Here is a 24,220-nt window from a genome sequence, read left to right as displayed (position 1 = left end):
AATTGGCTCCCCTTTCTAGTCATGTTTACTATACTTTTTGCTGTTCTGAACGGCAAACGGCGGCCGTAAAGACAACATCGGTTGAGCTGTTTAGTGCCGTCTCAGCAGAGTCTTGAATCACACCGATAATAAAGCCGACGGCGACAACCTGCATTGCGACGTCGTTTGAAATACCAAACAGGCCACACGCAAGAGGGATAAGGAGTAAAGAGCCACCAGCAACACCGGATGCGCCACATGCAGAAACCGCAGCCACAATACTTAGCAGTAGCGCAGTCAGTAGATCAACTTCAATACCCATAGTGTGCACAGCTGCAAGCGTAAGCGTTGTGATAGTGATTGCAGCACCAGCCATGTTAATGGTCGCACCTAGTGGGATAGATACTGAGTACGTATCTTCGTCCAGTTTTAGCTTCTCACACAGTGCCATGTTCACTGGAATGTTTGCCGCACTTGAACGAGTGAAGAATGCGGTTACACCACTTTCACGTAGACAACGGAACACCAAAGGGTACGGGTTTTGTTTGGTTTTGAAGAATACGATCGTTGGATTCACGACTAAAGCGATGATCATCATTGCACCAAGCAGAACTGCAAGAAGGTGAGCGTAGCTTGCTAGTGCGCTGAAACCTGTTGTCGCAAATGTTGACGCGACAAGGCCAAAGATACCAAATGGCGCAAGACGAATAATAAAGCGAACAATGTGAGAAACACTGTGGCTTAGATCTTCAAACACGGCTTTGGTGGTTGCTGATGCGTGATGCAATGCTAGGCCAAGACCGACACCCCAAGCAAGAATACCAATGTAGTTTGCTTCTACCAGAGCATTTACTGGGTTATCTACCAGTTTAAACAACAGAGTACGTAGGATCTCTGCAATACCTTGAGGAGGCGTTGCGCCTTCAGCACCGGTTACAAGCGTTAAATTGGTCGGGAAAAGGAAGCTTAGAACCACCGCAGATAGCGCGGCAAAGAAAGTGCCCATTAGGTACAGCAATACGATTGGGCGCATGTAAGTGTGTTGATTTTTCTTTTGGTTCGCAATTGAAGCGGCGACCAAAATAAATACTAGAATTGGAGCAATCGCTTTAAGGGCACCTACAAATAGGCTACCAATGAGTCCTGCACTTTCGGCGTGACTTGGTGAAATTGTCGCGAGCAAGATACCGAAGACAATGCCGACGAGGATCTGGACGACGAGGTTACCGCGAGCATATCGGGCAACGAGGCTGTTGTGTTGCATACATCATTCCTGCAATTTTATGCCAAAGCGGCAGGGCAATAACCTATCATTACACGGCGATAATGCCCTTGCCTAACAAGGGACGAGCATTGCTTCTGGTCACTAAGACACATGATTATAAATTATCCTGTTTTTATATATTCAGCGATAAAATGGCTGAATGTCACCTATCTTAGCTTGGTAATATTTTGTGTCTAGTTTTAGTTTGTTCTTGGATTAAATGTTTGGTCAATGTTAATAAAATAAGTTTTTTGTGTTGCAAAAGGTAGGCGATTATGAGTGATGCTTTTTAATAACTTTGTTAAAAAAGGAGACAAATGTCTCCTTTCATTTTATTCACGTTTTTATTTAACAGCGGAGTAAGGTTGTTGGTGTTGTCAACGTGGACCGTGGCATTACGACTGCATTCGCTCTTCGATGATCTGTGAATAAGTATTGGCTTTAAGCCCATATATGATTTGGGCGTGGCTATCATCTAATATCACCACTCCATGAGCACCCTGTTTTTTGAGCGCCTCTTTATTAACCATGGACGTCGACTGAAGTGTGAGGCGCAGCCTAGTGGCGCATGCACCGGTTTCTAAAATATTTTTCATACCACCAATAGCGGCAATCACGGCGTCGACATCTTGCTCAATATTTGGATTCGTTTGAGTAAGAACGCTAAAAAGGTGTTTGAGGGTTGATTTAACCTTCATTTGGATTTCCTTCAACCGTTAATTTAGAGATAGCTTCGACAATTGGTGCTGGTGTTAATGTATGCGGAACTTTTGTGATCAGCGTGCCGTCTGGCTTTAAGAAGTAGAAGTAAGAGCTGTGATCGAGAGTGTATTTCAGCTCTGAGCCTTCTAAATCGGTTTTGCGGAAAATTACACCGTACTTATGCGCCAGTGGTGTGGTTACATCAAGGGGGGCTGATAAGCCTTCAATCATAGGGTGGAAGTAGTGCGCGTATTGGGCGGATGCATCAGCTTCGTCACGCTCTGGATCAAGAGAGATAAACATTGGACGCAGTTTCGCTTTCTGGGCGTCATCAATTTGATTAAGTGCGCCTGCCAACATCGCGAGCGAGGTAGGACAGACATCTGGGCAACGAGTAAAACCAAAGTAAACGATGCGAATACGTGGGTCGTCAACGTCGAAAATTTTAACGGCTTGGTTACTTTCCCCAAACAACACCGTTGATTGAGAAGAAGCGCTATTCGTCTTTTCAGTTTGTTCGCTTTGATTGTCCAAATAGCTCTTCGCACCAAAACCAAGTACGAAAGCGACCACGAGAAAGAGGGACCAGTTGCGGCTCATAATGATTCCTTATCTTTGCATTTTTATAGCGGGATAAATGGTGTTTTTTCCATCGGTGAGCTCGCCGACCCAAGTCATCGCATCTTGAGTACAGACAGGAAGAACGATGTCACCTTGATATTGACCGGGAGCGACTTGCTTTAGTAAAAACTTAGGTTCGCCCATCTCCATTTCTCGCCCCGAAAGCGTTAGGACGAGTTGCTCTGCATCGTTTTTATCCCACTCAACATTCAAAGTGGTAGGAACCAGCGGTTGAGCACTATCTGCGTTGAGTGTCATCGTGACGTTCTCTTGGACGCAAGAGGTGGTGGAGAGAAAGCAGTATTCATCTATCGGTTTGATGGAGGCCGATGAAGAAAAGCTTTTTAGTAAAGTTGGGGCATAAAAACCCGCAACCAGTGCAGCTGTAACAGCCGCGATTGGTAACACTTTCATTAAGGTTCAGCATTTATCACTTAACATTACCAGCATCGTAGCATAGAAGCGTCACTTGCCAACTCGCGACCTCAATAAATTGTGCGTTATACCTCGATGACCTACACCAACATGATCTCAAAGGCAGAGTTTAATTAAATCAAGTCCATAGAGGTGTTCACTTGCGATGATTTTCGCTTAGCCAAAAAAATAAGAACGAAGCCATTGGCTCCGTTCTTATTACTCCATTCAGTATTTACTTATCTGAATCTACGAATTTTTCGAGGCTTAAAACCAGCGCAATGGCAGCCAACATCATGACAATGGCCAGAACCAATTGAGAAGGTTGTGACGTTACGTGTTCAAACTCAAATGGCGATAGGTTGTGCTGTAGTAATGGCACTTGCTCACCTTTTGAATTGGTGCGCCAAGTGATGGTTTCTTTCCAAGGCCAAATCTTTGGTAACGTACCAATCATTAAGCCCGTCAAAAACATCAGGGTGACATCGCGGAACTTGTGGAGTAGCCAAGATAATAGGTGTGAAAAGGATAATAAACCAATCACACAACCTGATAAAAATAGCGCCAGCATATCCACTTGGAATCCTTTCACCGCGGCCAGTACTGGCGCATACATCCCAATTAGCAGCAGGATAAAGCTGCCAGAGATCCCCGGTAAGATCATTGCACAAATCGCGATAGCGCCTGCAATCAGAGTGTTGATGGCGGTCGGCTCTAAGTGAAGTGGTTTAAGTACGGTAATGCTGTACGCAAGCCCGATCCCCACCAGTAACGCGATTAAGCGAATGATATCACGTTGTTGTACTTGACGAAGGATGTGGTAAACCGACACTAAAATCAGGCCGAAGAAGAATGACCACAGTGGAATTGGGTGCGTATCAAGTAGCCAAGTGATCAGTTTTGCCAAGGTCGCAATGCTAGTGAAAATTCCGGCGAATAGAGCGATAAGAAAAAAACCGTTGACGTGATTAAACGCACCTTTAATCCCTTCTTTTCGCCAAATAGAGAAAAGAGATGGGTTGATACGTCGGATGCTTTCAAGCAACGTGTCATAAATGCCAGTGATAAATGCGATGGTACCACCAGATACACCTGGGACAACATCAGCTGCGCCCATGGCCATTCCTTTGAAGAAAGTAATTAGATAGTTCATTTCTCTAGTACTAAGTCGTGTAGATGGCACAGAGTATACAAACATTGCGACTAAAAAAGTATGAAATAGTGATATCTAAACGGTTGCTTACTTAGGCAAGTGGTCTTTGAAGGTAAGTTAATGAGTTTTCTAACCTAAATAGAGATAGCTGTTGAATGAAAGCGTGAATTGACTTTTTATTATGGGAGTACGTGTTGAGCTGATTAAGTCGATTATCAATTACGAGTTGATTTGCATTTTGCAATAGCACAATGCAAGGCGGTTTTGCGTTTTGCTGTTTTTGTGTGATCAGTTTCAATTTTTATGAGGTCTTGCGCTCAAAAATCAAGCTTTTGTTTTTGGCATGGTTACTGCTTATTACTAAGTGACCCTTCTTAAGCCGAGGGTCACCTAGCCAACTGACGTTGTTAGTGAATGCAATTTGTTCACACAAAATATAAGCCAATCGCGATTATTGTGGTTGGCTATTTTTTTGTCTTTGATATATCAACCACATCATTCACGTGTTTGGCAAGTTCACCTTATTCCTCATTTCTAATCAATAAAAAGGGTGGGTGTATAATGCCAACCCACTTTTATTTTTCCGTTTTTAATAAACCGTCAGCTTATTGGCTGCGGTAAGCGAAATTAGTAACCCATTAATTGCAGTAAATTTTCTGCAGTCACAATCGCTTCTTTGCGATTAGCGATGTTTAGCTTTTGGTACAAGTTGCGAATATGTGTTTTGATTGTGGTGCCAGCTACATCCAATTCTTGCGCGATCTGCTCGTTGCTGAAACCAGAGTAAATTAGACCAAGTACCTGCCATTCTCGTTGAGTCAGCGGGCTTGTGCGCACAAGCTCAGGGACATTAGGGTGGTTCACTAATTTCTCAATGAAGTTTTCATCAAAGTGAATAGAACGGCTACGCTGATTGGATGAAATGTCTTTCATCAATTGCTGTGCACGGTGACGTTCTAAATCACCCAGCTCATAACGCAAGCTGAGTTTCTCCAACAGGCCACCGATGGTTGCGCCATCAATCAGGAAGTTACCCACCATACCCGTTTGGTTCGTCATCACTAATGCTTGTTTTAGCAGTGCTTTTGCTTGCTCTTCGTCTTTTTGACGAGCGGCAAGCACTGCCTCTACGACTAAGTTGCGGTTGGTATCGGTCACGAGGTTGGTACGATGAGCTTCACTTTGTAAGAAGTCCAATGCTTGGCGCGCTTCTTCATATTGCTCCAAGTTGATATGAGCCCGAACGATATTGCGCCATTGCAGCTGTGAGAAGTGGTTGCAAGCGTGCGCGGGGCGAACGGCGGTGTTCAACCATTCTTGCATCGCTTCGGTATTGTTGCGGGCTTGCCAGAGCAGGAGGAGTGAAAGTGAGGCGTTCGCCGTCCAGTCAACATGGTAAGTTGATTGTTTTAACAAGTGTTGAATATGTTCGATAAATTTACTTGCTTTATCAAGCTCACCGCGACCAATCGCGATACGCGCTAACATAGAGTAGCTGTGTAAGTGCTTACTTGGAGAGTGGTTCTCTAGAATTTGTAGGCCTTTATACGCACACTCTTCGGCTTCATCGAGGCGGTTCCAACACCATAGTACTTGAGCACGGATGCGCAACAGGAACTCGTGCAATGGCACGTGCTGGAGCTGCTGATCTTCAATCAGACGGAAAGCCGAATCTTGCAGTTCAAACGCTGCTTGCACGTAGCCTTGAGCAATCAAAATTTCACTTTGTTGTAAAATAGCCCAAAGAGCTTGATGATAAACTTGATATTGACGTGCTAACTTTTCTGTTTGTTGCATCATTGGTAACGCACGGTCAAGCTTTCCAAGTACGTGGTTTACTTCCCCCACAACCGAAGTGGCCACGATTCGACTGCGATATATCGTGTTATCTAATTGGCTCAGTGCCAGCTCTGCCAGCTCTAACGCCTTTTCCGGTTGGTTACTGTTAATGGCAACCTGAGCCAGCAAGGCATTGGCTTGACCCTGATAGTGGGTATCTAATGTAATATTACGCTTTTTATGCTCTTCTTCTGCTTCTTCAAGTAGATGACCGACTTGATTATAGCGATGCTGGCTTTGTGCTAGCCAAGCACGCAGCATTGTCAGTTTTGGGTGGCTAAAGAGCAGTTCTGCATCCAACTTATTCATTGAACTTTCAAGTGTGCTAAGTTCACCTTGGTTAAACATTTTCCAGCCAAACTCATTGAGGATCTCAACCACGAGTTGTTTATCATTCGATTTTTGGGCGTGGTGAATCGCTTGGTGTGGCGCTTTTTGTTGTAACCAAGCAACGGCGGCATTTTTATGCAAATCTTTTTCTTGTTGTGGAATGCGAGCTTGGCGCTCGTGCGACAAAAACTCCCCAAAGAGGTTGTGGAAGCGGAACCAGTTTTGTTCGCCTTCCAGCGGGTAGATAAATAAACCGTAGCGATTTAATGACTCTATGAGGCCAAGCGCGTCTTCACGTTTGGTTAAAGAAAAGACCAACTCATCGTTGAAATGATCCAGTACTGAGACCTGCATTAAAAAGTGACGAGTGTCGTGGTCAAGCAAGTCAAACACTTCTTCGACCAGGTAATCCCATAAGTGGGCGTGGTTGAATTGAGAGACGGATTCAACGGTTTGTGCCAAGGTTCGGTTTTGATGTTGGGCTTGTAGAGCGATCAACTGCATGGCTGAAGGCCAGCCTTCAACATAACTTCTTAGGCTGTTAGCCATATTTTCATCAATGCCGTCCGCGATACGCTGATTAAAAAAGCGAGTGGTCTCTTCGGTATCAAACGCCAGCATTTCGTTACCGATTTCAATCATTAAATCACGCACGCGCAGATTCGCGGTGCCCAGTGGTGGTGCGGCTCGACTGGTCACCACAATGGTGAGGTTATCTGGCATGTGTTTTAAGAAGAAACGCAAGGATTCGTGAATGTCATCATTCGTGATCAAGTGATAATCATCTAATACGACGTAACACTCTTGATGAAAGTCCGCCATTTCGGCAAACACTTCGCTAAACAGCGAACGTAGGGAAGAAATCTGGCGTTTCTCTGCCAGTTTTTGTGCGTTAGAACAACTGAAATTGGTCGCCTTGTTGAGCGCCTGAAGTAGGTAATTGACAAAACGGAAGTCATCATTATCGCTGTCATCAATGCTATACCAACCGACATTTGGCTTGTCGGACAACCACTGAGCAGCCATCGTTGTCTTGCCATAGCCCGCAGGAGAACGGAACAAAACCAATTTGTAGTAAGGCGCTTGTTGAAGTAAGTCTAGTACTCTTGGTCGCACAATCGCATTGTGTAGTCGGCCTGGACGAGTGAGCTTAGATGGAATCCACATTTTAGTAATTATGTCCTTATTTATCTATACCTGAGTGACTTTAACGCACTGGTTTTAGCAAGAGCTTCCCCCACTAAAAGTTGCTCTCTCACTTATAACACCATCTATGCGTGTTACTTTCCGCTTACGTTATCCTCGCTTGGCAAAATTACGCCAAAAGGCATATCACGAAGTCACGGAGAGACAAAAGTGAGCGAAACGAGAAATGACTCATACCGACCAATTTTAGTTTGTATGAAAAGCGTACAACCCGTGAGCCATGTGGATGGTACGACATCAGAAATGTCTGTTACTTTGATCCACTTCCTAATTCTCAAGAGTTGATGGGTTTGGCGTCATCTACGCCTTTTATTTGTGATTTTCATCACTCAAATACGGGTTGGTGCCGGTGATATTAATATCACATTGCGCATAGGTTAAGAAAAATCTTTCAATATTAACCAAGCGAGTGTGATCGATAAGACAATTTTCACATCATGAATCGAGTGGGTTATAAAAATCCCATGAACAAAATTTAACCTCTCTCATGTGTCATTGTGATCGGAATCACTAAGAATTAGAACGAAGAACCCTTTGTTGAGATTTGGATCACTAACTTCGCAATAATACGCCTCTACGCCCTCATCTCTCCTCCTTTAAAGGAGGAGAATTAGGATGATGTTTACTCACCGCGCTAAATGCACGATATAAAGCAGATGAATTACTAAAAGACGTGAGAATTTCGTAATGAAACCGACTCAACAAAAACAGTTTAACAAGAAGTTGTTCCAAGAAAGCGTAAAGAAACATTTATCTGTTACTTACGCTCATACCGTTGAAAATGCAGACAGTCGCGCGTGGTACTTAGCAATGGGCCACGCACTGGCTGAGTTTACGACTTTAGATTTGCTTGCAACGGAAGAAGACCCGCGCATCCAAGGTGCGAAGAGTGTTAACTACCTTTCATTAGAGTTTTTAATTGGTCGTTTAACGGGCAACAATTTAATCAGCATGGGTCTGTACGAGCAAGTAACAGAAGCAATGGCTGAACTGGGTTACAACTTAACTGACTTGCTAGAAGAAGAGCGCGACCCATCACTAGGTAACGGTGGCTTAGGTCGTCTAGCCGCATGTTTCATGGATTCATGTGCGACGCAAGAATTCCCAACCGTCGGTTACGGGCTACACTACGAGTACGGCTTGTTTAAGCAGTCGTTTAAAGATGGTCGACAACAAGAAGCACCAGACGCATGGCGTGGCGTTGAAGGTTATCCTTGGGAAATCGCTCGTCCAGACCTTGCGCAAGAAATTGGTTTTTACGGTCACGTTGAAGTCGTGAATGAAAACGGGAAAGAAGTTCGCAAATGGACACCAAGTATGAGTGTAAGAGCCATGCCTTGGGACTTGCCTATCGTGGGTTACGAATCAGACACGGTTTACCCGCTACGTCTTTGGGAATGTCAGGCAATTGCTCCATTCTCGCTAGCAAGTTTTAACAACGGTGATTACTTCGAAGCGCAACACGCGCTGATCGACGCAGGTAACATCACTAAAGTGCTTTACCCGAACGATAACCACGAGAAAGGTAAAACACTGCGTCTCATGCAACAGTACTTCCACTCAGCAGCGTCTGTACGCGACATCCTACGTCGTCATGAAGCCGCAGGTTACTCTATCGAAGAACTGCCTAAGCAGGAGACCATCCAGCTTAACGATACGCACCCAACGATTGCGATTCCGGAACTTATGCGCATCCTGATGGACGAAAAAGGTCTAACTTGGGAAGCGGCTTGGGAAATCAGCTCTCACACGTTTGCGTACACCAATCACACGCTACTTCCAGAAGCACTAGAGACATGGCCAGAGTCGCTCATTCAGCACCTACTTCCCCGCCATATGGAGATCATTTACGAGATCAACCATCGCTTCCTACAAGATGTACGTGCAATGTGGCCGGGTGATGTTGCGAAACAACAGAAGCTTTCTATCATCGAAGAAGGTTTCCACCGCATGGTTCGCATGGCTAACCTATGTGTAATCGGCTCTTACGCAGTAAACGGTGTAGCAGCACTTCACTCGGAATTGGTTAAGAAAGACCTGTTCCCAGAGTTCCATGAAATGTACCCAACACGTCTCCACAACGTCACGAACGGGATTACGCCGCGTCGTTGGTTGAAGTTCTGTAACCCTGGCCTTTCTAAGCTAGTTACTGAGAAAGTGGGCTCAAACTGGCCAGTGAAATTAGAGCAACTGGAAGGCATCGCACAGTACGCCATTGACGAAAAATTCCAAAAAGAATTCATGGCAGTGAAGAAAGAGAACAAAGAGCGCCTAGCGAATTGGGTGAAAGAGAACATGGGTATCGAGCTAGATACCAATGCCATCTTTGATGTTCAAATTAAGCGTCTGCACGAGTACAAGCGTCAGCACCTAGATCTACTACACGTGCTGTCTCTGTACCACCGTATCATTAACGAACCAGATTTCGAATGCGTGCCACGCGTTGTGTTCTTCGCGGCGAAGGCGGCACCGGGCTATCATCTAGCGAAAGAGATCATCTTCGCAATCAACAAGATCGCAGAAAAAGTGAACAGCGACCCGCGCATCGGTCACAAACTGAAAGTGGTTTTCATTCCAGATTACCGTGTGAGCATGGCAGAAATCATCATTCCTGCGGCGGATGTATCACAACAAATTTCGCTAGCGGGTAAAGAAGCATCGGGTACTGGTAACATGAAGATGGCGCTTAACGGTGCCCTCACTATCGGTACGATGGATGGTGCTAACGTCGAGATCCGTGAAGAAGTGGGCGATGAGAATATCTACATCTTTGGTCTCGATACGGAAGGTGTCAAAGCACTCAAAGCTCAAGGTTACAACCCATTCGATTACTACAATGCGGATCACCTACTCAAAGCATCAATGGACTTGTTATTAGGTGAAGAGTTCACACCAGGTCAGCCAGGTCTGTTGCGTGCAACGTACGATAGCCTATTAGATGGCGGTGATCCGTATCTATGTCTGGCTGACTTTGCATCTTATGTGAAAGCGCACGAAGACATGAGTAAACAATACAAAGACCAAGCTGGCTGGGCGAAGAAAGCCATTCTTAATACCGCCCTCGTGGGTAAGTTCACATCAGACCGTTCCATTCGAGACTATGTGAATAATATCTGGAAGCTAGAAGCGGTTCACCGTTAAGACAACCAAGGTAGCCACGCGCTACCTTTTGGTCATTTAAACAATAAGTGATTGATAATAATAAAACCCTACATGGAAGGTGTTGGTATTACCTTCGGAGAAAGCGATGAAAGAACAAACAGCATTAAAGAAAGTCGCGGAAATAGCGAGATTGGCTGATAGCTATGTCAGTGCTTGGGGAGACGAGGCAAAAGTTTCTGAAGAGACGCTACGCTACTTGCTTACTTCACTCGGCTACGATACTAGCAGCGATGAAAAACTATTGGCTTCTGCTGAAAAAAAACATAAAAAAGACGTACTAGCCCCTGTTCTTGTTTTACGCGACGGCGAACCAGTTGAAGTGGAACTAAACCTAGGTACGAGTGCTCGTGAGAGTGAATTCAGCTGGCGTTTAGAGACAGAACAAGGAGAGGTACTTGAAGGCTATCTTCAATCCCAAATTGTTCGTGATGAGCGTGCTGAGGGTGGCCCTCTAGTGTTTGCATTGCCAAAAAACTTGGCATGGGGTTATCATAAATTAATAGTCAGCCGTAAGCGCCGTAAAACACCTTACGAAATGTCGCTGATTATCACACCGAAAGCTTGTTTTAAACAAGCCGCTCTTAGCCAACACAAAAAGCTTTGGGGTCCTAGCATTCAGCTTTACACACTGCGTACTCAGCATAATTGGGGTATCGGTGATTTTGGCGACCTTAAGCAATTGGTGAGTGACATCGCCTCTCGTGGCGGTGACTTCATTGGTTTAAACCCGATTCACTCCCTGTTTCCTGCTAATCCAGAAGGTGCGAGCCCATACAGCCCATCTTCTCGACGTTGGTTAAACATCATGTATATCGATGTGAGCTCTGTACCTGAGTTCGCGCTCAGTGCAGAAGCGCAACAACAGGTTGGTAGTGCAGAGTTCCAACAACGATTACAAAAAGTACGTGATGCCCATTGGGTAAATTACACCGAAGTCTCCGAGCTCAAAATGAGTGTTCTGCCACGCTTATTTAGCGAATTCAAAGCTCGCCATCTAGACAAAAATACAGATCGCGCGCGCGCATTTTTAGATTTTGTCGAGAAGGGCGGTGACAGTTTATTACATCAAGCGGCATTTGACGCACTGCATGCAGATTTGCATGCAGAAGACTCAAATATGTGGGGTTGGCCAGTCTTCCCAGAAAAGTACCGTACTTTTGATGCTGCGGGGACTCAGAAATACATTCGCGACAAGAAAGATCGTGTGCACTTGTACATGTACTTACAGTGGATTGCAGACGCCCAAATCAAAGAAGCACAAGCGCTCGCTGAAGAAAAAGGCATGTCGGTTGGTATCTATCGAGATCTTGCCGTCGGTGTGGCAGATTCTGGTAGCGAAACTTGGGCTGACGAGGGTAACTTAGTTCTCGACGCTAGCATCGGTGCGCCGCCGGATGTGCTTGGCCCGCTTGGTCAAAACTGGGGCTTACCACCGCTTAATCCACATATGTTAGAAGCGTCGGGTTACGATGCGTACATCAAACTACTCCGTGCCAATATGAAGCATTGTGGCGCGTTGCGTATTGATCATGTACTTGGTCTATTGCGCCTGTGGTGGGTTCCCAAAGGCAAGAAGGCGACAGAAGGCGCGTATCTTTACTACCCAGTCAAAGACATGCTAGCGATTCTAGCGCTTGAGTCACATCGTTACCAGTGCTCGGTTATCGGTGAAGATTTGGGCACAGTGCCAGATGAAATCGTGGATATTCTTCGTGATGCTGGGGTTCATTCTTATAAAGTGTTCTTTTTCGAAACATCAAAAAATGATGGCGGCTTTATTTCACCTAAGCATTATGCAGAACAGTCAATGGCAGCATTATGTACACACGACATGCCAACGCTGCGTGGTTTTTGGCATTGTGATGATTTAAAGATGGGACGTGAAATCGGCTTATACCCTGATGAAGAGCAGTTAGAAAGCTTGTTTGCCGACCGTCTGAAATGTAAGCAAGGTATTTTAGACAGCGTTCGCTGGCACGGTTACTTACCAGAAGGCATTGGTCATGACGCACAGTACGTACCAATGGATTCGCACTTGAGTGAAGCTCTTCAGCTGCATGTGGCGGCGGGTAATTCTGCGCTACTTAGTGTTCAGCTTGAAGACTGGCTAGAAATGGACCAGCCGGTCAATATTCCGGGCACGGTTGATGAGTACCCAAACTGGCGTCGTAAACTGTCGATGAATCTTGATGAAATTTTCAGTCGTGAAGATGTAAATCGTATCGCTAAACGCCTAACTGATGTACGTACACAAGCAAGTAAGTAAAATGGGTGATGTGACTTAGGTGATTGAATGAAGAAATAGTTTTCTCAGCTCAGAGGTACGAAAGTACCGTATAGGTCACTCATTGAACAAGCACAATCCGTTAGGATGAAGTACCGTTATTATGCCCGCAACAATAGCGGGCATTTTTGTTTTTTGACTCGCTTGAAAAACGTTTAAGCGGCGTCTGTTGTGAGTGCACAACGTTGGCTGTGGAAAAACAATGTTTGATTAAGACCGATGGTCTTGAAAAGGATATTGGTTCTAGGGAGAAAGATTTGAAAACCACCAAAACAAAGAAAATCAATCAAAAACACGAACGCGCATACGAACTACTTGCTGAGGCGGCTTACTCAGACCCGTTTGCAACACTGGGTCCATTCATTGATGATGGCGAAGATGCGTTACGTGTTTGGATGCCTGGTGCAGATAAGGTTGAGCTAATGGTTGATGGCCTGCCTCGTATGACGCTTGAGCGTGATGGTGATAGCGGCTTCATCTTAAAAGAAAAGCACGATTTACATCTGACGCATTATCGCTTGGCTATTGACTGGAATGGTGTTGAACAGATCATCGATGATCCATACCAGTACCATAATATTTATCAAGAATATGAACACCTACATACGCCGAAAGAGATGTACCATTACATGGGCGCACATTTTGTGACGCTTGAACGTGGTGGCGAGAATATCTCTGGGGTTCGATTCCTTGTTTATGCACCACATGCCTCTGCCGTGAGTTTAATCGGTTGTTTTAACCAGTGGGACGGCCGCCGTCACCCGATGCAGCGCCTTGATTATGGTGTTTGGGGGTTGTTTATTCCAGGGTTAGAAGAAGGCGTACAGTATAAATTTGAGCTCAAGGGACCAAATGGGGAAGGGCTTCCTCATAAACAAGACCCTTGGGGGTTCTATTCAGAGCAATACCCTTCCTTTGCCTCAATCACGTATGACCACAAACGTTACCAATGGCAAGATGCTAAATGGCAAAACCGTCCAGTAACGCAGAAACGTGATGAAGCGTTGTCGTTTTATGAATTGCATGCTGGGTCTTGGAAGCGAAACGAGAATGGAGACTTTCTAAACTATCGTGAATTAGCAGAGCAGTTGATTCCATACTTAGTGGACATGGGGTATACCCATGTTGAGTTGATGCCGGTTTCTGAGCATCCATTTTATGGCTCTTGGGGTTATCAACCCGTGGGTTTGTTCGCTCCAACTAGCCGCTTTGGTTCTCCTGATGATTTTAAATTCTTCGTGGATGCGTGTCACCAAGCGGGTCTTGGGGTTGTGCTCGATTGGGTGCCTGCGCACTTCCCATCGGATGATCACGGCCTTGCCAATTTTGACGGAACCCCACTATTCCACGATCCCGATCCGCGTCGCGGTTGGCACCAAGACTGGGACTCCTATATTTATGATTTGGGCCGTGAGCATGTACGTCGCTTCCTTGTGTCGAATGCCTTGTATTGGTTTGAGCAATTTCATATCGATGGGATCCGCGTGGATGCCGTGGCTTCAATGCTTTACCTCAATTACTCGCGTAGTCATGACCAATGGATACCAAACGTTGATGGTGGTAACGAAAATTATGATGCCATTGCAACGCTGAAGTGGATGAACGAAGAAGTGTATAAGCACTTCCCTAACGCAATGACGATTGCGGAGGAGTCTACAGCATTCCCCGGTGTATCCGCGCCTACCTTTATGGGCGGTTTAGGCTTTGGCTTTAAGTGGAATATGGGTTGGATGCATGACAGTCTTGCTTACATCCAAGAAGACCCTGTTCACCGCAAGTACCATCACAATACCATCACGTTCCCGCTTGTTTATGCACATAGTGAGAACTACGTACTCCCTCTGTCTCACGATGAAGTCGTGTATGGTAAAGGATCTATCCATAATAAGATGCCAGGTGATGAGTGGCAGCAAACGGCTAACTTGCGTGCTTACTATGGTTATATGTATGGTCAGCCGGGTAAAAAGCTGAACTTCATGGGTGCAGAAATTGGTCAAACAGCGGAGTGGAACCACGATGATCAATTGCAATGGTTCTTACTAGACTATGAGCGTCATCAAGGGGTCCAAAAGCTGAGTCGTGATTTAAACGGTCTGTACCGTAACGAAGCCGCAATGCACGATCAAGATTGTGTACCTGCAGGTTTTGAGTGGCGACTGCAAGATGAAGCGGATGCAAGTATCCTTGCTCACGAACGTATTAGCCAAAATGGTGAACGCATTTTAGTTATCAGTAACTTTACCCCAGTCCCTCACGAGCACTTTCGCTTAGGCGTACCGATCGAAGGCAAATACGAGCTGCTGCTTAACACCGATGATGGCAAATATTACGGTAGCGGGTTTGAAGTACTAGCGAGTGTAGAAACAGAAGATGTTGAAAGTGAATCATTACCTCAATCGCTTCAGCTTCGCTTACCACCACTTTCGACCGTGTTCTACAAGTTAATGAAATAGTTAATACTAATGAGGGAAAAGCCCGCTTTACATTGTAAATCGGGCTTTTTTTGACCAAGTATTTATCTTGAAGACTTATCGTTCCTTGATGCGTCAGAGAAGGGCTTGGGTGAGTTAATTCGCTAATTCTTGGTCAAGAACTTTCTCAAGCTCTTCGAAGGGTACATAACCTGGAATGACTTGATCATTAATGATCAGAGCAGGGGTGCCACGCAAGCCTAATCGGGTGAAGTATTCGTAGTTTTTATCCAATAGCGCTTTGGTGTCTTTATCATCGACAAGCAGTGCTTCTGTATTGGTTTTCTTCGCGATTTTCTGTAAAGAAAGGGCGTCGTGTGCACTAGGTTTTTTAATCAAGAGATCATGAACTTGGTCATACTTCTCGCGCTGATTTTGCCAAACATTCAGTGCGTAACTTGCCGAGTTATACCCATTTTTTTCGTACGTTTCTTTGAACGGCACGTAAAGGTTTAGTACTTTTATCTGTGGATATTTCTTTTCAACCTTAACCAACTCCCCCTCTAAACGCTTACAAAATGGGCAGCTGTAGTCTGTGACGTTAATAATGGTCAATTCTGGATTCTCTGCCCCAAATGAAGAGTGCTTACCGTCATTTAAATAGTTGTGAACCTCTACCAAGGTGTCACCAAACGATTGTTGGTAGGCAATGTATTCCTGCAGGTTTTGGTGTAGTGCGTCTAGGATCTGAGGGTTTTCTTTAAGCAGCTGATTGATTTCTTCCAGTTTTTTTGCCGATGTTGTTTCAGCAGCGAATGAGAACATTGGCACAACAGTAAGAGCGACAGTTAAAAGTGCACGTGTAAATTTCATAGTATTTCCTAAAACTTTAAGTATGAATTGATTCCTGTTAGTGAATCGATATGAGCGAACAGATTCATGCAAACTTAGTCGGATATTACAATCCGACTGTGACGGGTTTATTCTCTAAACACGCACAGTTTTAGGTGTACCCGATATTTCTCAGGTATTGGCTCTGTATTATCGAGATAGGCGAGCGCCCTTGAGCTAATCGCTAAAGTTAAGAATACGGTGAATAGCAATAACGGAACAATAACATGATCGAAGTGGTTCTGATGCGCTTGAACTAACTTTTCAGAGAGATCACATTGCGGAGATATCTGTTTTCCGGCTTCCTGTTGGCTAACCGTGTGATTTGGTGTGGAACAAGTCTGAGAAAAACCTGAATTTTGGCTTAAACAAACCATCGTCACCCACAGCACAAGTGCGAGTGTCCATTTGGCTAGTTTTGGCGGTGATCGTAACAACGGGTTTTCCTAATACTGATAGCAAGTTAAGCCGATTTTATATGACCGGACAATCTTAACCTATATTGCACTGTTTTAGTGTCACTTTTAGGTTAATAGAGTTCAATCATTACAAAGCATGAAACTGGTCCTAGACGTTGCCGAGAGTGGACTAAGCAGTATGTGAGCTATCAATTAACATCAACTGGAACGCAGTAGGTCGTGCCATTACCAAAGAACATGAGGCTCAAGCTCGAGAGAAGTTAGGTTCTGTTGCGGAGTAATGAAGCTTATTGCTCAAAAAAGCCCCGACGCTTTATCGGGGCTTTTTGAGACAGGGTAATCTAATCGGGTAGCGATTTAGACGTTAGCGCGTTTCAGGTGCACTTCTTCCTCGGTTGCGCCTGCCTGTGGGTCGTTGAAGCGAGCTTCATCCAATGCGCCTTCTGACTTCGCTATGATTACCGTTACCGCACTGTCACCAGTAATGTTGACGGCGGTACGAATCATATCGAGAAGACGGTCAACACCCATAATAAGAGCGATGCCTTCAAGCGGTAGGCCTACTTGGTTTAGTACCATTGCTAGCATAACTAAGCCAACACCAGGAACACCGGCAGTACCGATAGATGCTAAGGTTGCTGTCATGATAACCATTAAGTAATCGCCCATCGTAAGGTCGATGTTGAATGCTTGAGCAATAAACGCGGTCGCCACACCTTGCATGATTGCAGTGCCGTCCATGTTCACGGTTGCCCCAAGAGGCACAGTGAACGACGATACGCGGTTTTCAACCCCCATACGATGTTTTGCGGTTTCCATGGTTACTGGAATGGTTGCGTTGGATGATGCCGTTGAAAAAGCAAACATGATCGCATCTTCCATTTTACGTAGGAACGTAATTGGGTTTAAACCAGTAAGGCCCTTTAACATTAAGCTGTACGTCACAAGACCATGTAGAACGAGTGTACCAGCAAGGACTAAGAAGTACTCCGCTAGATTTACGATCGCGCCTAGGCCAAGACCACTAAATAGTTTCGCCATTAAGAAGAACACACCGTAAGGTGCTAGGTTCATCAGGATCGCGACTAGTTTCATGATCACTTCATTCAGATCAGAGAAGAATCCAGCAATACGTTCGCCCGGCTTTCCTGCAGCACTGATTGCGATACCGAATAATACGGCAAACACGATAACTTGCAGTGTTTTACCTTCTGCCATAGCGCTGATTGGGTTAGTTGGGAACATATCGATGATCACTTGACCCAAAGATGGCGCTTCTGCTGATTTGAATGAACTTGCAGCCGTTAGGTCTGCGCCAGCGCCGGGCTGGAATAACGTCCCCATCGTAAGCGCAAGTGTAATCGCGATGGCGGTGGTTGTTATATAGAAAGCTAGGGTTTTGCCACCCATACGACCTAATGTTGAAAGGTCTTTTAGAGAGCTAGTACCACAAACCAGTGAAACAAATACTAGGGGAACGACTAGCATTTTTAAGCTGGCTACGAATATTTGGCCACCAACTTCAAATAATCCATTAACAATGTATGCGTCGACAAATCCGTTGTCGGCAAAAAGTGTGCGAATTGCAAACCCTGTTAAGACACCCGCTACCATACCCAAAATGACACGGCTGGTAAGCGACATCGGTTTCTTGGTATTCATGAGAACACTCCTTATAGTTATGCACCCTGAGCTCACTTCAAGGCGGGCTGCAGATTAGCAGCGGAGTGGAAAAATACGAAAGAATAATCCTCTGAATGGTTAATAGATGTGAACCCTGTCACTATAGAAAGTGGAATTTTAACTAAATTTTAACCAATTGCTTGGTTAAAAAGTTTGTAATTTAACATTTTTATCGAACATACAACTAATGGAATATAATTAATTACAGTGCAACTGAATAAGAGATGGAGTGCATACCGTTGGTGAGAGCGTCGATTTTTGCATAATTAGTTAAAGTTTATGCGATCTTTAAATAGTTGGTTCTCTTTCTATAGGGTGTGGCTTGACGATGTTCAAACTAGAGTCGTGTGTCTGCACTTTTTAGTAACGTGTGATAAAGCGCCAAAGCCGCCGGCCCAGTTTTTGCTCCTTTTGGCAAAGTCAGATGTAATGCTACTTGATATTGATTAGAGTATTCTAATTTCAGTACTTGGATGTTGTCGTTTTGGCGATGTGCGAGTAAATGTTGTGGTAGACGACAAAATCCCACCCCTTGTTCGACGGCGCGAAAAGCGTGATCGAAATTATCGACCGTAATACGTTGACGAGCGCGCAGCCAACCCACGTCTCTTTTCGTCTCATCTGAGCCTCCCAAGTCACGTACGACGATTTGGCTGGTGGTGGAAAAGTCATCGATGGAGAGGTGTGCGTGCTTAGCTAATGGATGATGTCCGGCAATCACGGGAACCATCGTCGTTGTCCCAAAGGCTTCAGCGGGATAGTTGGTGATTGGTAGGTTAATGATTGCAATATCGGCACGTTCATTGACAACCATCTCGGTAGTCTTACTCAATGAAGTTTCAACCACTTGAACCGAAGTGGTACTGTTTTGTTTTAGAAACTGGCTGAGTGGTGTGTAAAGCCAATTAGGATTGCATAAGTGATCCATCGCGACCGTGATTTGAGATTCCACTCCACTACTTAACTGCTCGCTGATCATTTCCAACTCGCGGGCTTGCTCAAGCATGGATTGAGCTCGGCGCAATATGGTTTTGCCGTGTTCGGTTAAACCCGCCTTCCGGCCTTTTACTTCAATCAACTGAATGCCCAGTTGGTCTTCTAGCTTTCTCACAGAATAGATCAGCGTGGTATGGCTTTTATTGAGCAAAATTGCCGCCGATTGAATGCTGCCTTCCTGCTCAATCGCTCGTAATGTTTGCCACTGCTCTAAGGTCGTTTTAAGTCTCATGTGTCAGTATTTTAGACAAATAATGGCAAGATTATGAACTTTATTGTCAGTTTTATAAAGGTAATAATCGCTCATCAAAAGCGAGTCAATGAACAAGAGGAGATTCAAGATGGCTAAGTTATTGCAAGTAGATTTTAAATTTCATGGCCCATTTGGGGAAGAAATGTCGAATGCGTTGGCTGAGCTTGCTCAATCTATTAACCAAGAGCCGGGAATGATTTGGAAGTTTTGGACAGAGAATGAAAAAGATCAATTAGCTGGAGGCATCTATCTTTTTGAAGATGACACAACAGCGCAAGCCTATTTGGACATGCACACAGCAAGATTAAAAAGCATGGGGATAGAAGAGGTTCGTAGTCAGTTATTTGATATCAATCTGCCATTAAGCACCATTAATCACGCTCCTATTAAGTAATACTGTTCACTTAAGCGGAGCGGGCTTAATACGGATACTGCTTTGACATCGGCTCGGTTATCATTGGTTAGGGTAGATACTTTAGTATAAGTCAGTCTGACAGAGTATTGATTTGACGAGAGTTCTAGTCACTGACGATATTGAGAGTTGTTGAAATGTTTATAAAGAAATCCGAGTGTTTAAACACTCGGAGTTCGAACGATGTATGCCGTGTTCAACTGAGCAATTTGCTTTTAGCCGAGCGGTATTAGCTTTCAGAGGCCTGTTGATTCTGCGTTTATGAGAGATTTATCTTTTTGCTAAGCCTTTACTATTTAAGTACGGCAGAATGTGCGGCCGAGATTCGCCAGAAAGCTTAGTTGTCACCTCCTGCGACCATGTACTTTGTTTTTGATTACTCGAACGGTGTGCATAGTAGCGGTGCATCGTTTGGTCGTAATTTTGAATATCATCCAAATTTAGGGCCTGATATTGATTATCATGTACGACTGTATGTGCAGGTAAGCGTGGTTTTACTTCAGGACTTTGGTCTGGGTGACCAAGACACATGCCAAATAAGATAGCGGTATTTTTAGGCAAGCCTAATAACTCGTCCACTTCTTGAGCACGGTTTCTTAACCCGCCGATGTACACTCCACCTAACCCCATTGATTCTGCAGCCAGCAAACAGTTTTGTGCCATGATACCGGCGTCTACCGCACCAATCAGAGTTAACTCTGTGAAATCCGCTTGAACATCAGGGTTAATGGTGGTGTGGCGTTGATAATCAATGCAGAACACTAGAAATTCGGCGGCACTTTCAACGTAGCCCTGATTGCCTGCATATTGGGCTAATCGTGTTCGTTTTTCTTTATCGGTGACCCGGATAATTGAGACGACTTGCAGCATACTTGACGATGACGCAGCAAGACCAGCTTGAATAATGGTTTCCAGTTGTGTTTTGTCGATAGATTGAGAGGTAAATTGTCGAATAGAACGGTGGTTGAGCATCGTTTGAATCGTACTGTTCATGATGACTTAACATCCCTTGTTATGTTTTGAAGGCTGGAACTTACCTTAGCGATATTTAATGGGTGGGTAAACTATCTCACAAGAAAAACTGTGCTTGAGAGCATAAGTTTGAATAAGAGACAGAAGAAGTCGCGTTGATTCCCGTTGAGAGGTATATACTATTTTTAGAATCAATCATTTACAGCAGTATTAAATATGAAAGAACTTATCCTCCATACCGTTACGGTGTTTATGGGTTTTTTTGCTATCATGAACCCAATAGCGAATATTCCTATCTTTTTGAGTTTAACTGCCGATGAGGATAGAGAAACGGTGCGTTCTATTGCGCTTCGATCTGTCTTTATTGCCTTCATCATCGTTGCGGTCTTTGCAATCGCTGGCAAATTAATTTTTGACTTATTCGGCATCACTTTATACGCCTTGCGAATAACGGGTGGTATTTTGGTGTTTCTGATCGGCTTTAATATGCTTCAAGGAGACTCGACTCACCAAAAAACCAAAGAGAAGGCTTATTCTCCCGCTCAGCAGAAAGCGGCATTGAGTATTGCGGTCTCGCCACTTGCGATGCCAATATTAGCAGGCCCTGGGACGATAGCGACAGCGATGAACTTCGCGACAACGGGCGGGTTTTATCCAACCATTATAACCATTGTTTCATTTGCAGTGCTCTGCGTTATTACCTATATACTGTTTTTGTTTGGAGACAAACTGGTCAAAGCGATTGGACCAAGTGCTTTGAACGTTGTGACAAAAATGATGGGATTGATCTTAGCGGTGATTGGTACGCAAATGTTCATTGATGGCGCGGGCGAAGCCTACAAAACCGTTTTCGCTTAAATTTCACTTCCTAAAAATGCACACTTATGTAGTCTCATTGCTTGAACGTCGTGAGCGTTAGTTTGCATTTGAGAAATCAGAAATAAATAGACGTTACCTATTCAAATAATAAGAATAATCCATTGTTGTGATTGCACGAATTTCATTATTCTTTTTTGCACTGATAATGGGGGGAGGGGAGTATGGCAACAAAAGCAATTGTAGTGGAAGGTGGCGCGATGCGAGGTGTCTTCGCCAGTGGGGTTTTAGATGCGTTTTTAGAGCAGAGCTATAAACCGTTTGATTTTGCTATTGGCGTATCGGCTGGTGCCTCGAATTTAATTGGTTATCTGACCGACTACCCACATCGCAGCATCAATATCATCACCAAACTTGCTACCAGTAAACGCTTTTTTGACCCAGCGCGCTTCGTCAAAGGAGGCGATTTGATTGACGTAAAGTGGCTGTTTGAAGAGTCTAATCGTTTGTATCCGGTTGATGAAAACAAACTGTTTGATGGTATTCCCTTTTTTGCCACTACGACGAATGTAGAGACAGGGAAGGCGGATTATTATCGGGTTACGCGTGATAATTTCCACCATGCGATTGAAGCGACAACCGCGTTACCGATAGCGTATAAACGTACTCCTTGTTTCTCGGGTGGTTGCTATACCGATGGTGGTGTTGCCGACTCTATTCCGGTTCGTGAAGCCTATCGTCGAGGCGCTCGTGACATCACCGTCGTACTTTCACAACCGCTGAGTTATGCTAAAAAGCCAGTTAAGACCACATGGTTGATGAAAAAGCTATTTGCAGAACACCCAAAAATGGCAGAAGCAATGCTACAACGTGCTGATAACTATAATGAGTCGTTAGAGTTTATTCGTAACCCACCACCAGAAACGCACATCCGGGTGATTGCGCCGCCGGAAAACTTCCACGTACAGCGCTTAACCATGAGAATGCCTGTGTTACTTGAAGGTTATGAGATGGGGTTGATTGCAGGGCGAGCACATCTTGCCAGCCTTACGGAGAGACATAGCTTAGAGCCAGAAAACGCTCACTTGTGCATTTAATCACTTGGCGGTTGATGGAGTGAATTAATCCTGTACGACTTCAAAATCAGCCCATGTCGATGGCTCTCCCTGGTGAGTTAAGGGGAATAGGCGCGTATTCGGTTTTGCGTAACTCAAGCGATACAATCGTTGCGTTTGATGATAACTATCGAGTCCGGAAATGGTAACTAAATCCAAAACTTCTAAATCAAGGTAGCCATCTGGCATGATAGCGCGTTCAGGCGCGTGCACCGTCAGAACTTCACCGATGATCATTTCAGTCTGGTTGCTTTCTATTTTGATGTGTTCTGTCAAAACTAATCCCATTTTCAAGGTACTTTCGAATACAAAGGGAGCGGGAAAGATATTGTCGTAATAAGGTGTGAGACCTACTGAGTCAAATTCAGAAATTTGTTTTGGATAGCGCGCTGAAGTTTGATGTGCTTGTTGCACAAAGTCTGCACTTATGGCATTGATGGTGAAATGTTTGGTTTCGAGGATGTTATCTAGCGTGTGTCTACGACTCTTGCGTGGACGGACAATAAAGCCGAATAGAGGTGGGTTAGAGCCTAAGTGAACCACGGAACTCACTACTGAGAGATTCTCTTGCCCTTGTTGGTCACGCGTCCCGATAAGATTGGCGCTTTTATACCCCGCCAAAGAATTAATAAGCCGAGTCCGGTGTCGCTGTTCCATCGCTTGGATATCGCGCTTTGAAAGGGTGACGCTTTCCATAGCCATAAAATCCTTAAACTTAAAAAGGGCGGCTTTCGCCGCCTTGATTGTCGCTTGTATTATTTTGGCATCATCACTTCATCAATCACATGAATCACACCATTTTTAGCTTTTACATCGGTTGCCGTTACCGTGGCATTGTTAACCATCACGTTTTCACCCATGGTTTTGATCATCACATCTTGCCCTTGCACTGTGGTTGCTTTGTTAAGTTTGACAACGTCCGCTGCCATGACTTTTCCGGGTACCACGTGATAGGTCAAAATAGACACCAACTTGTCTTTATTTTCAGGCAGTAGGAGCATCTCTAAAGTCCCTTCAGGGAGCTTCGCGAAGGCATCATCTGTAGGAGCAAAGAGGGTAAAGGGACCTTCACCTTTGAGTGTTTCAACCAAATCAGCCGCTTTGACGGCAGCGACGAGCGTATTGAATGAGCCATTTTCTACGGCGACATCAACAATATCAGCTTTCATCATTCCATTCTCGTACGCTTTAACTGGAAGCAGGAAAGATAAGGTTGCAGCTAAAGTTGCAGTGATAATCAAGATTCGTTTCAACATAATGTGTTCCCTTTGAGTGTTATGGGTACGGCTTGATCCCTG

At 44.7% G+C, this 24,220-nt stretch carries 19 protein-coding genes; 6 read left to right on the top strand and 13 right to left on the bottom strand.

What is annotated here, in order from left to right; genetic code table 11:
- Window positions 1-28 precede the first annotated feature (28 nt).
- The 6 genes from sstT to malT all read right to left on the bottom strand — a co-directional run bounded on the left by sstT (window position 29) and on the right by malT (window position 7,469).
- Window positions 29-1,243, bottom strand: a complete 1,215-nt coding sequence (gene sstT, locus AC3D28_RS17110; RefSeq protein WP_098414350.1) for a serine/threonine transporter SstT — start codon at window positions 1,241-1,243, stop codon at window positions 29-31.
- Window positions 1,244-1,638: 395 nt separating this feature from the next.
- Window positions 1,639-1,941 (bottom strand): PTS sugar transporter subunit IIB, encoded by a 303-nt coding sequence (locus AC3D28_RS17105; protein ID WP_098414349.1) that lies wholly within the window; start codon window positions 1,939-1,941, stop codon window positions 1,639-1,641.
- Entirely contained in the window at window positions 1,931-2,545 is a 615-nt protein-coding gene (locus tag AC3D28_RS17100) for an SCO family protein (protein ID WP_488536792.1), read from the bottom strand. Before AC3D28_RS17100 ends, AC3D28_RS17105 begins: the two co-directional genes overlap by 11 nt.
- A 9-nt stretch (window positions 2,546-2,554) precedes the next feature.
- Window positions 2,555-2,980, bottom strand: a complete 426-nt coding sequence (locus AC3D28_RS17095) for a hypothetical protein (RefSeq protein WP_098414347.1) — start codon at window positions 2,978-2,980, stop codon at window positions 2,555-2,557.
- A gap of 235 nt (window positions 2,981-3,215) precedes the next feature.
- Window positions 3,216-4,133 (bottom strand): polyprenyl-phosphate transporter, encoded by a 918-nt coding sequence (locus AC3D28_RS17090; RefSeq protein ID WP_098414346.1) that lies wholly within the window; start codon window positions 4,131-4,133, stop codon window positions 3,216-3,218.
- Window positions 4,134-4,760: 627 nt separating this feature from the next.
- The gene (malT, locus tag AC3D28_RS17085) at window positions 4,761-7,469 is read right to left on the bottom strand and encodes an HTH-type transcriptional regulator MalT (protein WP_488536791.1); all 2,709 of its coding nucleotides are present in this window, start codon (window positions 7,467-7,469) and stop codon (window positions 4,761-4,763) included.
- 726 nt (window positions 7,470-8,195) lie between these two features.
- Between malT and AC3D28_RS17080 the strand changes: the two genes are divergently transcribed.
- The 3 genes from AC3D28_RS17080 (at window position 8,196) to glgB (ending at window position 15,407) form a co-directional block, all read left to right on the top strand.
- The gene (locus AC3D28_RS17080; RefSeq protein ID WP_488536790.1) at window positions 8,196-10,649 is read left to right on the top strand and encodes a glycogen/starch/alpha-glucan phosphorylase; all 2,454 of its coding nucleotides are present in this window, start codon (window positions 8,196-8,198) and stop codon (window positions 10,647-10,649) included.
- A 106-nt stretch (window positions 10,650-10,755) separates the two neighbouring features.
- Window positions 10,756-12,936 (top strand): 4-alpha-glucanotransferase, encoded by a 2,181-nt coding sequence (gene malQ / locus AC3D28_RS17075; protein WP_488536789.1) that lies wholly within the window; start codon window positions 10,756-10,758, stop codon window positions 12,934-12,936.
- A gap of 275 nt (window positions 12,937-13,211) precedes the next feature.
- Complete coding sequence (glgB, locus tag AC3D28_RS17070) at window positions 13,212-15,407, top strand: 1,4-alpha-glucan branching protein GlgB (protein ID WP_488536829.1); 2,196 nt, start codon at window positions 13,212-13,214, stop codon at window positions 15,405-15,407.
- Between the two features lie 114 nt (window positions 15,408-15,521).
- Here the strand turns inward: glgB and AC3D28_RS17065 are convergent, their stop codons facing one another.
- From AC3D28_RS17065 to AC3D28_RS17050, 4 genes are all read right to left on the bottom strand, one after another.
- A complete protein-coding gene (locus AC3D28_RS17065) occupies window positions 15,522-16,238 on the bottom strand; it encodes a DsbA family protein (RefSeq protein WP_098414341.1) in 717 nt (238 codons plus the stop codon).
- A 107-nt stretch (window positions 16,239-16,345) separates the two neighbouring features.
- Window positions 16,346-16,633: a hypothetical protein gene (locus tag AC3D28_RS17060; RefSeq protein ID WP_488536828.1), complete on the bottom strand. Its 288-nt coding sequence runs from the start codon at window positions 16,631-16,633 to the stop codon at window positions 16,346-16,348.
- A gap of 399 nt (window positions 16,634-17,032) precedes the next feature.
- Entirely contained in the window at window positions 17,033-18,337 is a 1,305-nt protein-coding gene (locus AC3D28_RS17055) for a dicarboxylate/amino acid:cation symporter (protein ID WP_098414339.1), read from the bottom strand.
- A 358-nt stretch (window positions 18,338-18,695) separates the two neighbouring features.
- The gene (locus AC3D28_RS17050) at window positions 18,696-19,586 is read right to left on the bottom strand and encodes a LysR family transcriptional regulator (RefSeq protein WP_488536788.1); all 891 of its coding nucleotides are present in this window, start codon (window positions 19,584-19,586) and stop codon (window positions 18,696-18,698) included.
- Window positions 19,587-19,695: 109 nt separating this feature from the next.
- Here AC3D28_RS17050 and AC3D28_RS17045 point away from each other — a divergent pair, with 109 nt between their 5' ends.
- Window positions 19,696-20,001, top strand: a complete 306-nt coding sequence (locus tag AC3D28_RS17045; RefSeq protein ID WP_488536787.1) for a monooxygenase — start codon at window positions 19,696-19,698, stop codon at window positions 19,999-20,001.
- Between the two features lie 288 nt (window positions 20,002-20,289).
- Here the strand turns inward: AC3D28_RS17045 and nfsA are convergent, their stop codons facing one another.
- Window positions 20,290-21,012, bottom strand: coding sequence for an oxygen-insensitive NADPH nitroreductase (gene nfsA, locus AC3D28_RS17040; protein ID WP_488536786.1), 723 nt, complete (start codon window positions 21,010-21,012; stop codon window positions 20,290-20,292).
- Between the two features lie 195 nt (window positions 21,013-21,207).
- Between nfsA and AC3D28_RS17035 the strand changes: the two genes are divergently transcribed.
- The gene (locus AC3D28_RS17035) at window positions 21,208-21,849 is read left to right on the top strand and encodes a MarC family protein (protein WP_098414335.1); all 642 of its coding nucleotides are present in this window, start codon (window positions 21,208-21,210) and stop codon (window positions 21,847-21,849) included.
- A 182-nt stretch (window positions 21,850-22,031) separates the two neighbouring features.
- Window positions 22,032-22,904, top strand: a complete 873-nt coding sequence (locus AC3D28_RS17030; RefSeq protein WP_098414334.1) for a patatin-like phospholipase family protein — start codon at window positions 22,032-22,034, stop codon at window positions 22,902-22,904.
- A 24-nt stretch (window positions 22,905-22,928) separates the two neighbouring features.
- Here the strand turns inward: AC3D28_RS17030 and AC3D28_RS17025 are convergent, their stop codons facing one another.
- Together AC3D28_RS17025 and AC3D28_RS17020 are read right to left on the bottom strand one after the other, a co-directional pair.
- Entirely contained in the window at window positions 22,929-23,618 is a 690-nt protein-coding gene (locus AC3D28_RS17025; protein ID WP_488536785.1) for a flavin reductase family protein, read from the bottom strand.
- 59 nt (window positions 23,619-23,677) lie between these two features.
- Window positions 23,678-24,178 (bottom strand): fasciclin domain-containing protein, encoded by a 501-nt coding sequence (locus AC3D28_RS17020; protein ID WP_098414332.1) that lies wholly within the window; start codon window positions 24,176-24,178, stop codon window positions 23,678-23,680.
- Between the last annotated feature and the right edge of the window lie 42 nt (window positions 24,179-24,220).

The sequence above is a fragment of the Vibrio sp. TAP-3B genome (genome assembly GCF_057784735.1).
This window is presented reverse-complemented; position numbering and strand designations above follow the sequence as displayed.

What these genes read in the sequence shown, in the direction of transcription:
- AC3D28_RS17020 (WP_098414332.1), bottom strand. Translation starts at nt 24,178, where the DNA reads ATGTTGAAACGAATCTTGATTATCACTGCAACTTTAGCTGCAACCTTA.
- AC3D28_RS17095 (WP_098414347.1), bottom strand. Translation starts at nt 2,980, where the DNA reads ATGAAAGTGTTACCAATCGCGGCTGTTACAGCTGCACTGGTTGCGGGT.
- AC3D28_RS17035 (WP_098414335.1), top strand. Translation starts at nt 21,208, where the DNA reads ATGAAAGAACTTATCCTCCATACCGTTACGGTGTTTATGGGTTTTTTT.
- AC3D28_RS17050 (WP_488536788.1), bottom strand. Translation starts at nt 19,586, where the DNA reads ATGAGACTTAAAACGACCTTAGAGCAGTGGCAAACATTACGAGCGATT.
- AC3D28_RS17065 (WP_098414341.1), bottom strand. Translation starts at nt 16,238, where the DNA reads ATGAAATTTACACGTGCACTTTTAACTGTCGCTCTTACTGTTGTGCCA.
- AC3D28_RS17025 (WP_488536785.1), bottom strand. Translation starts at nt 23,618, where the DNA reads ATGGAAAGCGTCACCCTTTCAAAGCGCGATATCCAAGCGATGGAACAG.
- AC3D28_RS17100 (WP_488536792.1), bottom strand. Translation starts at nt 2,545, where the DNA reads ATGAGCCGCAACTGGTCCCTCTTTCTCGTGGTCGCTTTCGTACTTGGT.
- AC3D28_RS17060 (WP_488536828.1), bottom strand. Translation starts at nt 16,633, where the DNA reads ATGGTTTGTTTAAGCCAAAATTCAGGTTTTTCTCAGACTTGTTCCACA.
- nfsA (WP_488536786.1), bottom strand. Translation starts at nt 21,012, where the DNA reads ATGAACAGTACGATTCAAACGATGCTCAACCACCGTTCTATTCGACAA.
- AC3D28_RS17080 (WP_488536790.1), top strand. Translation starts at nt 8,196, where the DNA reads ATGAAACCGACTCAACAAAAACAGTTTAACAAGAAGTTGTTCCAAGAA.
- AC3D28_RS17055 (WP_098414339.1), bottom strand. Translation starts at nt 18,337, where the DNA reads ATGAATACCAAGAAACCGATGTCGCTTACCAGCCGTGTCATTTTGGGT.
- AC3D28_RS17045 (WP_488536787.1), top strand. Translation starts at nt 19,696, where the DNA reads ATGGCTAAGTTATTGCAAGTAGATTTTAAATTTCATGGCCCATTTGGG.
- AC3D28_RS17090 (WP_098414346.1), bottom strand. Translation starts at nt 4,133, where the DNA reads ATGAACTATCTAATTACTTTCTTCAAAGGAATGGCCATGGGCGCAGCT.
- malT (WP_488536791.1), bottom strand. Translation starts at nt 7,469, where the DNA reads ATGTGGATTCCATCTAAGCTCACTCGTCCAGGCCGACTACACAATGCG.
- malQ (WP_488536789.1), top strand. Translation starts at nt 10,756, where the DNA reads ATGAAAGAACAAACAGCATTAAAGAAAGTCGCGGAAATAGCGAGATTG.
- AC3D28_RS17030 (WP_098414334.1), top strand. Translation starts at nt 22,032, where the DNA reads ATGGCAACAAAAGCAATTGTAGTGGAAGGTGGCGCGATGCGAGGTGTC.
- AC3D28_RS17105 (WP_098414349.1), bottom strand. Translation starts at nt 1,941, where the DNA reads ATGAAGGTTAAATCAACCCTCAAACACCTTTTTAGCGTTCTTACTCAA.
- sstT (WP_098414350.1), bottom strand. Translation starts at nt 1,243, where the DNA reads ATGCAACACAACAGCCTCGTTGCCCGATATGCTCGCGGTAACCTCGTC.